This is a genomic window from Angustibacter sp. Root456 (genome assembly GCF_001426435.1).
Lineage (GTDB): Bacteria > Actinomycetota > Actinomycetes > Actinomycetales > Angustibacteraceae > Angustibacter.
In genome coordinates this window covers 1-15304 of sequence record NZ_LMER01000002.1, presented here as the reverse complement: position 1 = coordinate 15304, position 15304 = coordinate 1, and the positions used below count along the sequence as shown (strand labels likewise).

At 72.1% G+C, this 15304-nt stretch carries 11 protein-coding genes; 5 read left to right on the top strand and 6 right to left on the bottom strand.

Annotated features, from left to right (window positions below; genetic code table 11):
• Positions 1-6 precede the first annotated feature (6 nt).
• From ASD06_RS03290 to ASD06_RS03280, 3 genes are all read right to left on the bottom strand, one after another.
• Entirely contained in the window at positions 7-585 is a 579-nt protein-coding gene (locus tag ASD06_RS03290) for a hypothetical protein (protein WP_056673156.1), read from the bottom strand.
• 145 nt (positions 586-730) lie between these two features.
• Positions 731-4339, bottom strand: coding sequence for a transcription-repair coupling factor (gene mfd, locus ASD06_RS03285; protein ID WP_056673154.1), 3609 nt, complete (start codon positions 4337-4339; stop codon positions 731-733).
• A 118-nt stretch (positions 4340-4457) separates the two neighbouring features.
• The gene (locus tag ASD06_RS03280; RefSeq protein ID WP_056673151.1) at positions 4458-4820 is read right to left on the bottom strand and encodes a hypothetical protein; all 363 of its coding nucleotides are present in this window, start codon (positions 4818-4820) and stop codon (positions 4458-4460) included.
• Positions 4821-5009: 189 nt separating this feature from the next.
• Here ASD06_RS03280 and ASD06_RS03275 point away from each other — a divergent pair, with 189 nt between their 5' ends.
• The 4 genes from ASD06_RS03275 (at position 5010) to asnB (ending at position 10120) form a co-directional block, all read left to right on the top strand.
• The gene (locus ASD06_RS03275; protein ID WP_056673148.1) at positions 5010-5300 is read left to right on the top strand and encodes a PqqD family protein; all 291 of its coding nucleotides are present in this window, start codon (positions 5010-5012) and stop codon (positions 5298-5300) included.
• Positions 5297-6127 (top strand): hypothetical protein, encoded by an 831-nt coding sequence (locus ASD06_RS03270; protein ID WP_056673145.1) that lies wholly within the window; start codon positions 5297-5299, stop codon positions 6125-6127. Before ASD06_RS03275 ends, ASD06_RS03270 begins: the two co-directional genes overlap by 4 nt.
• 106 nt (positions 6128-6233) lie before the next feature.
• A complete protein-coding gene (locus tag ASD06_RS03265; RefSeq protein ID WP_200941852.1) occupies positions 6234-8270 on the top strand; it encodes a glycosyltransferase in 2037 nt (678 codons plus the stop codon).
• A complete protein-coding gene (gene asnB, locus ASD06_RS03260) occupies positions 8270-10120 on the top strand; it encodes an asparagine synthase (glutamine-hydrolyzing) (protein ID WP_056673138.1) in 1851 nt (616 codons plus the stop codon). The genes ASD06_RS03265 and asnB overlap by 1 nt, the downstream gene beginning before the upstream one ends.
• Positions 10121-10144: 24 nt before the next feature.
• Here asnB and ASD06_RS03255 read toward each other — a convergent pair whose 3' ends face one another.
• Entirely contained in the window at positions 10145-11305 is a 1161-nt protein-coding gene (locus ASD06_RS03255; RefSeq protein ID WP_056673135.1) for a glycosyltransferase, read from the bottom strand.
• 119 nt (positions 11306-11424) lie between these two features.
• On the opposite strand from ASD06_RS03255, the gene ASD06_RS03250 reads away from it, so the two are divergent.
• A complete protein-coding gene (locus ASD06_RS03250; RefSeq protein WP_157371473.1) occupies positions 11425-12948 on the top strand; it encodes a lipopolysaccharide biosynthesis protein in 1524 nt (507 codons plus the stop codon).
• Here the strand turns inward: ASD06_RS03250 and ASD06_RS03245 are convergent.
• Both ASD06_RS03245 and ASD06_RS03240 read right to left on the bottom strand, forming a co-directional pair.
• Entirely contained in the window at positions 12936-13787 is an 852-nt protein-coding gene (locus ASD06_RS03245) for a glycosyltransferase family 2 protein (RefSeq protein ID WP_162248034.1), read from the bottom strand. The genes ASD06_RS03250 and ASD06_RS03245 overlap by 13 nt on opposite strands.
• 128 nt (positions 13788-13915) lie before the next feature.
• On the bottom strand, positions 13916-14800 hold the full coding sequence (locus ASD06_RS03240) for a hypothetical protein (protein ID WP_056673125.1): 885 nt from the start codon (positions 14798-14800) through the stop codon (positions 13916-13918).
• Positions 14801-15304: the final 504 nt, after the last annotated feature.

Here is a 15304-nt window from a genome sequence, read left to right as displayed (position 1 = left end):
CGCGGATCAGGGCGTGTCGCCGGACGACGCGGTGGGCTCGGCGCGCGGCGCGATCCAGTTCGGGGGTGCGTCGACCACGGCCATCTGCTTGACGTCGAACGTGCCGTAGCGCGGGTTGAGCTCCGGCTCGGCCGCCGCGACGTCCTTCTGGATCTGGGTGAGTGCGTCGTTCTTGCCGGCCTGCTGCAGCTTCTGCAGCGCCACGAAGGTGCGCAGCACGCGCACCGCTCCAGGGTCGGCGTCGTGGACGTTGGGCAGCATCTCCCGTGCGGTGTCGGCGCTGACGCCCACGCCGTTCTGCTCAGCCGCCGACAGCACGTACGGCGAGATGACGAGGAAGAACAGCACCGTGCGCTCGAGCCCCTGGCCCTGGGCCAGCTGCGGGTTGCCCTGCTTGATGCCCTGCGCCGCCTGGCTCACCTCGCTGGTGCTGATGCGCCGGTCGCCGACGATCGCGGCCGCACCGGCCTGGCCCGGGGTGCAGGCGGCCAGCGCGACGGCTGCCACCGCAGCAGCGGCCGCGGCCTTGAGCCCGCGCCGTCCCGCGCGTCGTGCCGCCGTGGAGTCACTGGAGGTGTCGAACACCGCTGTCCCTTCGGTCCCTGAGGTGGCTCAGTCGCGAGCCCGGTGGCAGGCGTTCACCCGCACACGGCCCCGCCAGAGCCTAAGCCTAGGCGCCGCGCGGGCGACGACCGCCCCGCACCCGCCGCCGGTCGCTCGCCGACCTCACTCAGGTGGTGGCGACCTTCGCTGCCCCGGCGACGTCGTCCAGCAGCACCGCCTGCACGAGGTCGCGCGCCCACGCCAGCACCTCGGCGTCGCGCAGCGGGCGGCCGCCGATACGCGCGGTGGTGGGTTTGGGCACCTGGATCATGCGCACCGCGGGCCGCACCTGCGACCCGGGATAGAGCCGCGTGAGCCGCAGCTGCTGGCTCTCGCGCAGCTCGACGGGTGCGAAGCGCACGTGGTTACCCTGCACCGCGATGTCGGTGAGGCCGGCCCTGCGGGCCAGCACGCGCAGGCGCGCGACCTCGAGCAGGTTCTCGACCGGCGCCGGCGGCTCGCCGTACCGGTCGACCAGCTCCTCGCGCACCGCCTCGACGGCGGCGTCGGAGTCGGCCTCCGCGAGCTTCTTGTAGGCCTCGAGGCGCAGCCGCTCACCGGGCACGTACTCGTGCGGCAGGTGCGCGTCGACGGGCAGCTCGACCTTCATCTCGGCTGGCGCCGCCTCGGTGTCGCCGCGGTACTCGGCGACGGCCTCGCCGACGAGCCGGATGTAGAGGTCGAAGCCGACGCCCTCGATGTGCCCGGACTGCTCGCCGCCGAGCAGGTTGCCTGCTCCGCGGATCTCGAGGTCCTTCATCGCGACGGCCATACCCGAGCCGAGGTCGGTGTTCTGGGCGATGGTCTGCAGTCGGTCGATCGCCGTCTCGGTGAGCGGCTTCTCGGGCGGGTAGAGGAAGTACGCGTAGGCCCGCTCGCGTCCGCGGCCCACCCGGCCCCGCAGCTGGTGCAGCTGCGAGAGGCCGAAGTTCTCCGCACGCTCGAGGATCAACGTGTTGGCGTTGCTGATGTCGAGACCGGTCTCGACGATGGTGGTGCACACCAGGACGTCGAAGCGCTTCTCCCAGAAGTCGACGACCACCTGCTCGAGCTTGTGCTCGCCCATCTGCCCGTGGGCGGTGGCGATGCGCGCCTCGGGCACGAGCTCGCGCAGCCGGCTCGCCGCCTTCTCGATCGAGCTCACGCGGTTGTGGACGTAGAAGACCTGGCCCTCGCGCAGCAGCTCACGGCGGATCGCGGCGGCGATCTGCTTCTCGTCGTAGGCGCCGACGAACGTCAGCACGGGGTGCCGCTCCTCCGGAGGCGTTGCGAGAGTAGACATCTCACGGATCCCGGTCACGGCCATCTCGAGCGTGCGCGGGATCGGGGTGGCGCTCATCGCGAGGACGTCGACCGCCGTCCGCATCGCCTTCAGCTGCTCCTTGTGCTCGACGCCGAAGCGCTGCTCCTCGTCGACGACGATGAGTCCGAGGTCCTTGAACCGCACCTCGCTGGTGAGCAGCCGGTGGGTGCCGATGACGACGTCGATGCTGCCGTCGCGGATCCCGGCCTTGACCTGCTCGGCCTCCTTGTCGGTCTGGAACCGCGACAGCGCCGCGACGTTCACCGGGAAGTTCGCGTAGCGGTCGCCGAACGTCTGCAGGTGCTGCTGAACCAGCAGCGTCGTGGGCACCAGCACCGCGACCTGCTTGCCGTCCTGCACCGCCTTGAAGGCGGCCCGCACGGCGATCTCGGTCTTGCCGTAGCCGACGTCCCCGCAGATGAGGCGGTCCATGGGCACAGAGCGCTCCATGTCGGCCTTGACCTCGTCGATCGTCACGAGCTGGTCAGGGGTCTCCACGTAGGCGAAGGCGTCCTCGAGCTCACGCTGCCACGGCGTGTCGGGCGCGAAGGCGTGGCCGGGCGAGGCCATTCGTGCCGAGTAAAGGCGGATCAGCTCGCCGGCGATCTGCTTGACCGCCTTGCGCGCGCGGCCCTTCGTCTTGGCCCAGTCGCCGCCACCGAGCTTGTTCAGCGTCGGCGCCTCACCGCCGACGTACCGCGTCACCTGGTCGAGCGAGTCGCTCGGCACGAACAGCCGGTCGCCGGGCTGGCCCCGCTTGCTCGGCGCGTACTCGATCACGAGGTACTCGCGGGTGCTGCCCTGCACCGTGCGCTGCATCATCTCGACGAACCGGCCGACGCCGTGCTGCTCGTGCACGACGTAGTCGCCGGGCTTGAGCTGCAACGGGTCGACGACGTTGCGGCGGCGCGCGGGCATGCGGCGCATGTCCTTGGTGGTCTGCCCCGCGGTACCCGTCAGGTCGGTCTCGGTGACGACCGCGAGGCGCACGCCCTCGGCCACGAAGCCGCGCCCCAGGCTGCCGGTGGTGACGTGCACCACCGACGGCTCCGGCAGGTCGTCGAGGCTGTCGACGGCCCGCGCCGCGATATCGCGCTCCGAGAGCACCTCGACGACGCGCTGCACGAGCCCGTGCCCCTCGGTGACCACCACGACGCGCCAGCCGGACGACGTCCAGCCGGCCAGGTCGTCGAGCGCCCGCTGGGTGTCGCCGCGGTACGACTCGACCTCGTGGGCGTCGACCGCGCGAACGGTGTCGTCGTCCACCACCGTCTCGGCGGACGACGTCTCGAGGTCCGCCGCGAACGGCCCGACGCTCCACCAGGGCACGCCGGTGGCGACAGCGTGCTCACGCACGTCGGCGAGGGTGCGGAACGACGCGGTGCCGAGCACCGCCTCGAGGTCGATGGGGGTGGCGTTGCCGGCGGCCGCGTTGGCCCAGCTGGCCTGCAGGAACTCCTCGCTGGTGGCGACGAGGTCGTGCGCTCGGGCGCGCACGCGCTCGGGGTCGCACACCAGCACGTGGGCGCCGTCGGGCAGCGCGTCGGTGAGCAGCTCCATGCCGTCGCCGACCAGCGCGGGGGTGAGCGACTCCATGCCCTCGACGGCGATCCCCTCGGCGACCTTGTCGAGCAGGTCGGTGACGCCGGGCAGCTGCGGCGCGAGCTCGCGGGCCCGCTGGCGAACCTCGTCGGTGAGCAGCAGCTCACGGCAGGGCGGCGCCCACAGGCCGTGCTGGGCCACCTCGAGGCTGCGCTGGTCGGCGACGGAGAACCAGCGGATCTCCTCGACGGTGTCGCCCCAGAACTCCACGCGCAGCGGGTGCTCCTCGGTGGGCGGGAAGACGTCGAGGATGCCACCGCGCACCGCGAAGTCCCCGCGGCGCTCGACGAGGTCGGTGCGGGTGTAGGCGGCGCCGGCGAGCCGCCGGGCGACGTCGTCCAGCTCGGCCTCGTCACCGGCGGCGAGCTGCACCGGCTCGAGGTCACCGAGGCCCTTGACGAGCGGCTGCAGCACGGCCCGAACCGGCGCCACGACGACGCTGATCCGGCCGGTGGTCTCGTCGTCGGCGGCGGGGTGCGCGAGTCGCCGCAGCACCGCCAGTCGACGCCCGACCGTGTCGCTGCGCGGGCTCAGCCGCTCGTGGGGCAGCGTCTCCCACGACGGGAACTCCACCACCGAGTCGGGCGGCAGGAAGCACCGCAGCGCGGAGGCGAGGTCCTCTGCCTCACGGGTGGTGGCGGTCACTGCCAGCACCGTGCGTCCCGCGCCCTCGTGCGCCGGATCGGCAGCCAACGCGGCAGTTACCGCCGGATAGGCACCGACCGGCGCCGACAGGTCGAGCGTCGCCTGCGCGCCGCTGCGTGCCAGATCGCGCGCGGACCGCACCGCGGGGTCGGCGAAGAAGGCGTCGAGGATGCCGGTGAGGCTCATGATCTCCAGCGCGGGTCGTTGCCGGACGGATCGTGCCGGACAGCACGAGCACCCCGCCTCCGTGAGGGGACGGGGTGCTCCATGCTACGGCGGCGGCCTCGACCGCCTGTGCCGGGCGTCAGTCGCCGGACGGCTCGCCGTCAGCCGCTCCCGCGACCGTCGCCGGCTGCCGGCGACGGCTCGCCACCGCCAGCGCCGCACCGCCGGCCACCAGGCCCGCGCCGATCATCGCCGCGCCCCCCGCGTTGGCGCCGGTGTAGGCCAGGGACGACGGCTGCTCGGCTGCCGTCGGCACGCCACGCTCGTACTGCTCGCCCTTCACCTGCGGCTGCTGCGACGGAGTCTGGCCGCTCGGTGAGTCGGCGCTCGCTGGACCGGCACCGATGACGGTGACCGCTGGCACCACCCACGCCGCACCGGCGACGTACGCGCCAGCGCGCAGCGCCTGGCGGCGGCTGATGCCAGAACCCTTGGCTTCCATCGAGACCCCTTCGACTGGTCGGTGATCTCACAATAGGGGGGCCGCGTCGTCACGCATCGTGAAATGGGGACATTGCCCCCCGTTGGAGGCTAGGTCTGACGCAGCGCTGATCCTTCGTCACCGTCAGGTGATCGTGGGGTGTTCCCGAAGTGCCCCGAGCCGCGGTCCATCCCTGGCTACGCTGCTCACATGAGCCACCCCGACGCCGTGGTCGGCCCGCCGCTCGCCGGGGTGACCGAGGTCGAGCTCGACGGCCGGGTCTGCCTGTACGCCCCCAGCAGCGAGCAGGTCGTCATGCTCAACGACACCGCCAGCGACGTGTGGCGGCTGGTCGACGGCACCCTGAGCGAGCAGCGCATCGTCGAGCTGCTCGCAGCGGCCTACGCGGTCGGTGCCGAGCAGATCCGCCCCGACGTCGTCTCCGCGCTCGCGACGTTCCGGGCCGAGGGCCTGCTCGCCGACGCCTCCGACGCCGGGTGAGCGAGCCCGTGGCCTCTCCGGCGACCGCCACTACTGGCTTCGACCTGACGGCGCTGGACGTCCCCCTGCGCATCGAGGTGGACGACGCCGAGCTGGGCCGCCTGCTCGGCCACCTGCTGGGCGATCTCGGCTCGACTGGCACGCCGAACGCCCGCCGGATATCGGTGACCGGCCAGGGGCCGTTCGTCGTCTCGTCCGATCTGGGCCAGGTGACCTGCTCCAGCCGGCCCGAGGCCGTCAGCGCGGCGCTGGCGGCGGTCAACCTCACCGCCGTCGCGCACACTCCGGCGCTCGCGCTGCATGCCGGGGTGGTGGCGCGCGCGGGCCGGGCACTGGTGCTGCCCGGCCCGTCGGGTCACGGCAAGAGCACGCTCGTGGCCGCGCTGCTGCGTGCGGGCTGGGACTACGTGTCGGACGAGTCGCTCTGCCTGCGCTGGGTCGACGGCGCCCTCGTCGCCTACCCGCGCCCGCTGGGCCTGTCAGCGTGGGCGGCCGACTACCTCGGGGTCACGGGCACTTTCGGTGACGGCGAGCGCTTCGTCACCGCCGGCGACCTCGGCGCCCGGGCGGAACCCGCACCACTGGAGGTCAGTGACGTGGTGCTCAGCCAGCGCGGCGACGCGACACCGCACCTCGAGGCCGCCGACCGCTCGGCGGCGTTGGAAACCTTGCTGCGCCGAGGGTTCACCCACCACGTCGACGCGGGCCGCGCGCTGCAGGTGCTGTCCACCATGCTCCAGCGCGTGCGAGTGCACCGGTTGCTGGTCGGTGCGCCGGACGAGACGGCGGCGGCGCTGAGCGCCGGCCTGTCGGGTGGTTCTGCCTGAAACGCCCGCGCACGCTGCTGGCCGTGCGGCAGAATCGCGGGCGATGAACCAGCCTCGCGCCGTCCATGCAGCAGCCTCCACTGCCAGCGCACTCAGCGTCGTGATCGTGACCTACCACAGCGCCGACGTCCTGCCGGGGCTGCTGGACTCCCTGCCCGCCGCCATGGACGGCATCGACCAGTGGCAGCTCGTCGTGGTCGACAACGACTCCTGCGACGGGTCGCTGGACGTCGTGGCGCAGCTGGCACCGGACGCGCTGCGCCTCAGCACGGGCCGCAACGCCGGTTACGCCGCGGCCATCAACCACGCGCTGGAGCGCGTCCCGGCGTCCGACGACGTGCTCGTGCTGAACCCGGACGTCCGGCTGGAGCCGGGCGCGGTCGCCGCGTTGCGCACCGGCCTGCGCACCAGTGGGGCGGGCGTCGCCGTCCCCCGCATCATCGGCGCGGACGGCGCACCCCGGCCCTCGTTGCGTCGCGACCCCACGCTCCTGCGGGCCCTGGGCGAGGCCGTGCTCGGCGGTCGGCGAGCCGGACGGCGACCGTGGGCCGGCGAGGTCGTCGTCGACCCCAGCGCCTACGAACGACCCGGCTGGGTCGACTGGGCGACCGGCGCCGTCCTGCTGGTGAGCGCCCGCTGCCGAGCGGCCGTCGGCCCGTGGGACGAGGGCTACTTCCTGTACTCGGAGGAGACCGACTTCTGCCTGCGCGCGAGAGCGGCCGGCTTCGGGATCCGGTACGTCCCCAGCGCCACCGCGGAGCACCTCGAAGGCGGAGGCGAGTCCGACACCGGCTTGCGTCCCGTGCTCGTCAACAGCAAGCAGCGGCTGTACCGGCGCCACCACGGCCCGTGGGCCGCAGCCGCGTTCCGCGCGGTCGGTATCGCCAACGAGGCGTCGCGCGCGGCGCGGCCGAGCCACCGCGCCGCCCTGCGCACGCTGGTCACCGGCGAGGTCACGATGCCGCCCGGCGTCCGCCGCCCGGCCGTCGTGCTCTTCTCGGCGCAGGACTACTGGTACCACAACCGTGCGCACTCGGACGTCCAGCTGGCCCGCCACATGTCGCACCGCACACCGGTGCTCCTGGTGAACAGCATCGGCATGCGCATGCCGACGCCGGGCCGCAGCACGCAGAGCGGACGCCGGATCCTGCGCAAGCTGCGCAGCACAGCGCGCGCACTGCGCCGACCCGAGCGCGACAATCCCGACCTGTACGTGCTGTCGCCGGCGATCGTGCCCGCCTACTCCTCGCCCGCGCTGCGCCGACTGAGCGCAGCCCTCGTGCGCGCACAGGTGCGGATCGCGTTGCGTGCCATGGGTCAGAGCGCGCCACCCGATGTCGTCGTCACCATCCCGACGGCTGTCGACGTCGTCGAGCGACTCCCCCGCCGCACGCTGCTGGTCAACCGCTCCGACAAGTACTCGGCCTTCCCCGAGACCGACCAGCGGCTCATCGAGTCGCTGGAGCACCGGCTGCTCGGCCAGGCCGATGCCGCGGTGTACGTGAGCCGCCACCTGCTCAACGCCGAGCGGTCACTCACGGCGGGGCGGTCGGTGTACCTGGGGCACGGCGTCGACTACGACCGATTCGTCGCGGCCCACGGCGACCGCGTACCGGCCGACATCGCCCGCATCCCCTCGCCCCGCATCGGGTTCTTCGGCGGGATCGACGACTACGTCGTCGACCTCGACCTCGTGCGCCGCCTCGCGCTCGAGCTGCCCGAGGCCCACATCGTGCTGATCGGCGACGCCACCTGCTCCATGGAGTCCCTCACGGCGCTGCCGAACGTGCACTGGCTGGGAGCCCGGCCGTACGAGCAGATCCCGGCCTACGGCGCCGCGTTCGACGTCGCGATCATGCCGTGGCTTCGCAACGAGTGGATCGAGCACTGCAACCCGATCAAGGCGATGGAGTACCTCGCGCTGGGGTTGCCGGTGGTGACGATCCGCTACGCCGAGGTCGACGCGCTCGCCGACGTCATGGACGTCGCCGACTCGCCCGACGAGTTCGTCACGCTGGTGCGCAAGGCGCTGGACGGCGGTCGCGGCGACCCGACGACGCGCCGCGCCGCAGTGCGCGAGCACTCCTGGCAGGTGCGCGCCGACGAGGTACTGCGAGAGCTCGACCTGCAGGGAGACAGCTGATGTGCGGCATCGCCGGCGTCCACCGCTTCGACGGTGAGGAGGTGCCGTGCGCCCTCGTGACCGCCATGGCCGACCGGCTCGAGCACCGCGGCCCGGACGGCAGTGGCAGCTGGACCGGCCCGGGCATCGGCTTCGGCCACCGGCGGCTGGCCATCATCGACCTGGCGGGGTCGCACCAACCGATGGCGACGGCGGACGGTCGCTACCACCTGTGCTTCAACGGCGAGATCTTCAACTACCGCGAGCTGCGGCGCGGGCTCGACCACCGCTTCGTCACGGACGGGGACGTCGAGACCCTCCTGGCGCTGTTCGTCGAGCGCGGCGTCGCCGGGCTGAGCGCGCTGCGCGGCCAGTTCGCCTTCGCCGTCCACGACACCGCCACCCGCGAGACGTGGCTGGTGCGCGACCGTCTCGGCGTGCTGCCGCTGTACTACGCGCGCGAGCCCGAGCAGGTCGTGTTCGGCTCGGAGGTCAAGGCGCTCGAACCCGCGCTGACGCACCCCCTCGAGCTCGACCACCAGCAGCTGCCCGCGTACCTCATGCGCCGGTCGGTGCCGGCTCCCGGCACGCTGTTCCGCGGCGTCCACAAGGTCCCGCCGGGCTGCGTGCTGCACCTGCGGGCGGACGGTCAGCAGTCGCTGCACCGGTACTGGGAGCTGCCCGATCCCAGCGACGTCCTCGACGTCGACCTCGACGCGGCGGCCGACCTCGTCGACCGCGCCCTCGGCCGCGCCGTCGACGACGCCCTGGTGGCCGACGTCCCGGTCGGCTCCTACCTCAGCGGTGGCGTCGACAGCAGCCTGGTCGTGGCCCTCGCGAGCCGCCGCACCAGCGGACCGGTGCAGACGTTCTCGGCCACCTTCGGCGACCCTCGGTACGACGAGTCGGCCCACGCGCGCGAGGTGGCCCGGCAGTTCGGGACTGCGCACCACGAGGTGCCGGTCGACGCCGCGGACTTCCAGCAGGCGTGGATCGAGCTGACGCGCTTTCGCGACGCACCCCTGAGCGAGCCGGCCGACATCGCGGTGCACCACCTGGCCCGCACCGCACGCGAGCACGTCAAGGTCGTGCTGTCGGGCGAGGGCAGCGACGAGCTCTTCGGTGGCTACCCGAAGTACCGCTTCGCCCGGGCCACGACGTGGGCCGGGGTCGTCCCCCAGTCTGTGCGCTCGGGGCTGCTGCAGACCATCGCGGACGCGTTGCCCGCGCAGGCGGGTCGGCTGCGCATCGCTGCCCGCGCGCAGAGCGGGCGCAGCGCCGAGGACCGGCTCGCCACCTGGTTCGCGCCGTTCACGGCGGCCGAGTGCGAGCGGCTGCTCGGCGCCCGCGTGCCGCACCTGGCCGCGCCGGTCCCCCACCGCGACGCCATCGACCTGCTCGGCCGCCTCGACCTCATGTCGTGGCTGCCCGACAACCTGCTCGAGCGCGGTGACCGGATGTCAATGGCCGCTTCCCTCGAGCTCCGCCCGCCGTTCCTCGACCACCGGCTGGTCGAGCTGGCGTTTCGACTCCCGTCGTCGGTCAGGGTGCATCGCGGGCAGACCAAGGCGGTACTGAAGCAGGTGGCGCGCCGCTACCTGCCCACCTCCATCGTCGACCGCCCCAAGGTGGGCTTCCGGGTTCCACTCGACAGCTGGTTCCGCTCGGGGCTGCGCGACATCGCCCATGACCTGCTGCTGGGTGCCGACTCCACCGTGGCGCAGGTCATGGACCCCGGTGTGGTCGCCGAGCTGGTGCGCTCGCACGACTCCGGTCGGCGCAACGAGGAGATCCGGCTGTGGACCCTGCTCTCCCTGGAGATGTGGGCCCGGGCCGAGCTGCGCCCGACGTCGTCGCTCGAGGCCGGCTGACCGGCCGCCGCAGCGCCGCCGAGGTCAGAGGACAGCGTCGAGCAGCGTCTCGAAGCGCGAGCCCCAGGTGTTCTGCTCGATGAAGCCCAGCCGGTCAGGCTCGGCCGCAGGGCCGCGTCGCAGACCCTCGTGGACCCGGTGCACGAAGTCCTCGACCGTCGCCGCCGTGACGACGCCGGGCACGGCCCGGATCGCCGGGAGGTCGCTCGCGACGACGGGGCGACCGGCCGCGAGGTACTCGTACAGCTTCAGCGGGCTCATGGCGACCGTCAGGTCGCTCTTCACGTGGGGGATCAGCGCGACGTCGCACCCGGCCACGACGCCTCGAGTCACCTCCCGCGGTTGCCAGGACTGCACGTGCACCCGCGGAATGCTCCTCAGGCGCGCGACGACGTCCTCGTCGTCGAGCTGACCCACGACGGTCAGCGACCCGGCGTCCAGGCTCTGGCACACCGCCTCGACGGTGTCGAGGTCGAGGCGCGTGTCGACGGTGCCGGTGTAGAGCAACCGGGGGCGATCGAGGTCGAGGAACCACTGCGGCGCCGGAGCGGGATCACGCCACTCGTCCGCGATGAGCCCGTTCGGCACGGTAGCCGAGCCGGCAGGTGCGCCCGCTCGCTGCACGATCGCGTCGGTGACCCCCACGACGCGTACCCCTCGCTCCCGCATCCGCGCGTAAGCATCGAGGTAGCTGTCGTGCCAGGGCGCGAAGGCGGGGTGGGCGGCCCAGTCGTCCCAGCCGTAGTAGGCGACGTGGTGCCACTGGTCGGGGTCGGCCTCGGCCGCCACCCACGGGTGAGTGGCCAGCAGCACCGGGTGCTCCAGGCCCGCGCGATCGGCCGCCCGCCGGACACGGGCCAGATATCGCCGGGTGGCGCGGCGCACGGCAGCGACGTCCGTGGGGTCGGTGCGCCGCAGCCGTCGCGGCGACGCGTGGTGATGACGAGCATCGGCCGGGAAGGGGATGCGGTCGCGGCGCAGCAAACCCAGGACGCTGCGCCACGGATCGGCGACGAGCAGGCGGTCGACACGCTCGCTGGTGAGCAGGTGCTGCACGAGCAGGTCGGGTGAGAAGGCCGACCGTCGCACCGTGTCGGTGTAGGTCTCGAACGCGAGCGAGAGCACGAGGTCGCGCGCGGCCGCCGGCTGGCCCCAGCTGGTGTGCACGTCCTTGGCTCCCGTCACCGAAGCGCCCCACCGGGCGGCAGATCGTCGGTATCCTACGAACAGCGCGGCACGTCGGGGGGGCGAGGTCGGCCGATCGGCACCCGAACGCGCGACGACCAGCAACGAGGGGCAGATCTGTGCGTGAGAGCTCTGGCGACCACGCCTCCGGGGTACGAGCTCTGCCCGAGACGCCACCGGCGTCCGTGGCCGGCGGCACGAAGGCGATGGCCGCGAGCCAGGCCCTCACCCAGGCGACGCGGCTGCTCAGCAACGTGGTCCTCGCCCGCCTGCTGGCACCGCACGACTTCGGCGTGGTCGCCATCGCTCTGGTCGTCACCGTCTTCCTCGACCAGCTCAAGGACGCGGGCACCGGCAACGCGCTGATCCAAGCCCCGCGCATCACGCACGCCCTCGTCAACGCGGTGTTCTGGCTCAACGCCGCCATCGGCGTCGTGCTGTCGGTGGTCGTGTTCGCGACGGCGCACCCGCTGGCTCAGCTGTTGGGCAACCCCGAGGCGGCCCCGGTCCTCAGGGCCTTCGCCGCGGTGACGTTCATGACCTCCCTCGCTCAGGTCCACCACGCGCTGCTCCGTCGAGACCTGCGGTTCCGCGCGGTCGCGATCATCTCCGCGGCCACGGCGGTGACCCTGGCCGTCGGCTCTATCGGGCTGGCCTTCTTCGGGCTCGGCGTGTGGGCGCTGGTGATCGGCAACCTCGCTTCCACCGGGGTGTCCGTGTACCTGTCGTGGCACTACGACCGCTGGCGCCCGACGGCCCGCACGCACTGGGGTGAGCTGCGACCCATCGCCAGGTACAGCACCCACCTGTTCCTCACGAACTTCCTGTCGTTCTTCTACGTGCAGTCCGACAAGGTCCTCGTCGGACGCTTCCTGGGTGCGGCGCCGCTGGGCGTCTACACGCTCGCGCAGCGGATCCTCATGTACCCGCTGACCGCGGTGAGCGACGTCGTCAACGAGATCGCCTTCCCGGTGCTCGCGAAGAACCAGAAGGACGACGAGGCCGTGCGCACGGGGTTCGTGCGGGCGACTTGCGTCACGACGCTCATCACCTTCCCGCTGATGTTCGGCACCGCGGCCGTGGCCGAGCCGGCCGTGCACGTCATCTTCGGAGAGCGCTGGGTCGACCTCATCCCACTGATCCAGATCCTGGCGCCCATCGGGGCGCTGCAGACCATCATGTTCACGTCCAACGGTCTGCTCCTCGCCAAGGGCCGGTCCGACCTGCTCTTCCGGCTGTCACTGGTCAACAGCGCGGTCGTGGTGGCCGGCTACGTGATCGGTCTGCAGTGGGGGCTGGTCGGCATGTGCGTCGCGTACGCGACCGCGATCCTGCTGCTGATGGCGCCCAGCATGTTCTTCGCCTTCCGGCTCGTCGGGCTGCGCCACTCGCAGTTCGGCCGGGCGATGCTGCCGCAGGTGGGTACCAGCCTCGTGATGTTCGCCGCGACCTTCGCTGTCGTGCAGGCGAGCCGACCGCTCGGCTCGGTGCTCAGCCTGCTGGCTGGCGCGGTCACCGGAGTGGTCGTGTACGGCGGGCTGGTCGCGCTCTTGCGGCCGCCGGCCTTGGAGGACGCCCTCACGGTGCTGCGCAGCCGCCGCCAGATCGCCTCGGTGCCGGAGGACCCGGCTCAGGCGAAGTAGACCCGCTCGGTCACGCTCCCGCGCACGTGGCCCACGGCTTCGGCGGCCACGGCCACCCAGAGCAGCCGACGCCGACCACCGAGCACGACGTAGGGGCTGCGGCTGAGCAACCAGAGCACCTGGGCCGGCAGGTGGGTCCAGGGTGGTCGGCGCGCTCCGTGGCGGCGGTAGCGCACGAACAACGACGGCTCGCGCGAGGCGTAGTTGCTGATCTGCCGGAACATGTCCCAGGCCGTCCCCCGAAAGCGGTAGTGCATGACCGCCTCGGGCTCGTAGACCAGCGACAAGCCCGCGAGCTGCGCCCGCCAGCACAGGTCGACGTCCTCGCAGTAGCGCAGGTCCTCGTCCCAGCCACCGATACGGCCGAGCGCCTCCCTGCGGATGAGCAAGTTCGCCGATGCCGCGTACGACAGGAAGCGCGCCGGACCGTCGGGCAGCCGGGTCGCCACCTCATGGAAGCCGCGGGCCTGCAGCACGTCGGGGTCATTGAGGCAACGTGCCTCGAGCTGCCCGGCCACGAGATCACCGCGATGCCGGGCGCCGAAGAGCAGGCGCAGCCAGGAGGGGTCGGCGACGTCGTCGGCGTCGCAGTAGGCGATCCACTGCGCGTCCGTGGCAGCTGCACCGACGTTACGGGCATGGGCAGGCCCCGAGCGTTGCGAGGCGTCGACCAGGCGCACGGCCAGCCGACTGGCAAAGCGCTCGACCAGCGCGCCGGTGTCGTCGGTACTGCCGTTGTCGGCCACCACGACCTCGAAGGTTCCGGTGAAGTCCTGGCGGCACAACGATTCCAGCTGCTCAGCGAACAGGGCGCCACCGTTGCGGACGGGGATCACCACGGCCAAGTCCACGGGGCCGGCAGAGGAGGCGCCTGAACTCACCTTCGTCCCCTCGCGAGCATCCATGGGCTGAACGGTCGATCGCTCAGAGCATAGGGCCGCGCATCGCGGCACCCCTGGCTTTGCGACTATTTCCCGCCGGGTAGGTCAGTCGGCTGGCCGTCCAGAGTGTTGCCGGACTGCGCGAAGGCCACGTATCCCCCCGGAGGCAGTGCATCTGGCACGTAGGCGTCCGGCGGGTACTGCACTGCGGCGAACGACGGACTGTCGGAGGCGAAGTGGTTGTTCGTGACCCGGTTGGTGCCCTTGGCGTTGAAGTAGAGCTGGTAGGCGCCGCCGCCGAGCAGCCAGTTGCCGTCGAAGACGACGTCGGAGTTGAAGACGCCGTACATCTGCGGCTCGAGGGCGACGTTGGCGGTGAACTGGGTCTGGGTGCCGCCCCCGTTGGGCGAGTAAAGCTCGAACACGTTGTCGCGGATCACCGCGCCCTGGACTCCTCCCAGGTGCAGGTTCTCCAGGTGGGCCTCGGTCGTGGACGGCCGCACGCCGTGGAACCAGCTGCGCGTGATGACCAGACGGCTGGCCGGGAAGACTGCGCCGTGCGCGTCGTCGGCGTAGTTGAACAGCTGCGCGTGGGGGCCGTCCTGTTGGTCGACGAGCTCCACACCGTCGAGCGTCAGGCCCCTGAAGCCGTTACTGAAGATGCCCGTGGCGCGCACGTGCACGAGCCGGACGTCGGACGGTACCGGCTCCACCAGCCCACCCTGCGGCGTGAAGTTGACGTACACGTTGCCGTCGACGACGACGTCGCTCACCGTCACGTCGCTGCCCGTGATGTACAGACTGCCACGGACGTGACGACGGGAGAGCGAGACGCCCGACCGCTTGACGACGTAGTCGCCGCTCGTGGTGGACGTCGGCGACCGACGCGGCCCCGCCGCAGCCGTGATGACCCGCCGAGCGCCGACGTCGCTCGTGCGCACGACCGGCCGACGGCTGGGTGCGGCCGCCACGGTCGGCGTCGGCGACTTCGGGGCCGGACTCTCCGTGCGGCTGGGACTCGCCGTCCGCCCAGCGGAGGGCGTTGCGGGCGGTGTCGGCGTCGCGGAGGTTGGCACCGGGCTGACGCTGAGCGGACTGGGTGCGCTCTTCGTCGCCTCGGCTCGAACGGGTTCCGGCGTGGAGTCAACCGACAGCGCCACCGCGGCACCGCACAGCACCGCGGCACCGGCTGCGAGAGCGACCACCGTCGCGCGTCTGCCTGGTCGTCGTAGCCCCTGCATCACGCTCCGATCCGGCGAAGACGGCCCGACCCGTGACCGCCCGTTCGGGTGAATCTACCTGACCGGCAGCGCGCATCGGGCACGCTGAGCGCATTGGTGGGTACGCCGACGGCCCCGGTGCCGAGGTCGATCACCCTCGGCACCGGGGCCGTCACGCACTGCTGACTCCTGTCACTTGCCTCCGGGCAGGGAGACGGCCTTGCCGTCCAGGGTGTTGCCGGACTGGGTGAAGTA

Excerpts from the sequence above, each read along its gene's own strand:
- ASD06_RS03280 (WP_056673151.1), bottom strand. The coding sequence starts at position 4,820 with ATGGAAGCCAAGGGTTCTGGCATCAGCCGCCGCCAGGCGCTGCGCGCT.
- ASD06_RS03275 (WP_056673148.1), top strand. The coding sequence starts at position 5,010 with ATGAGCCACCCCGACGCCGTGGTCGGCCCGCCGCTCGCCGGGGTGACC.
- mfd (WP_056673154.1), bottom strand. The coding sequence starts at position 4,339 with ATGAGCCTCACCGGCATCCTCGACGCCTTCTTCGCCGACCCCGCGGTG.
- asnB (WP_056673138.1), top strand. The coding sequence starts at position 8,270 with ATGTGCGGCATCGCCGGCGTCCACCGCTTCGACGGTGAGGAGGTGCCG.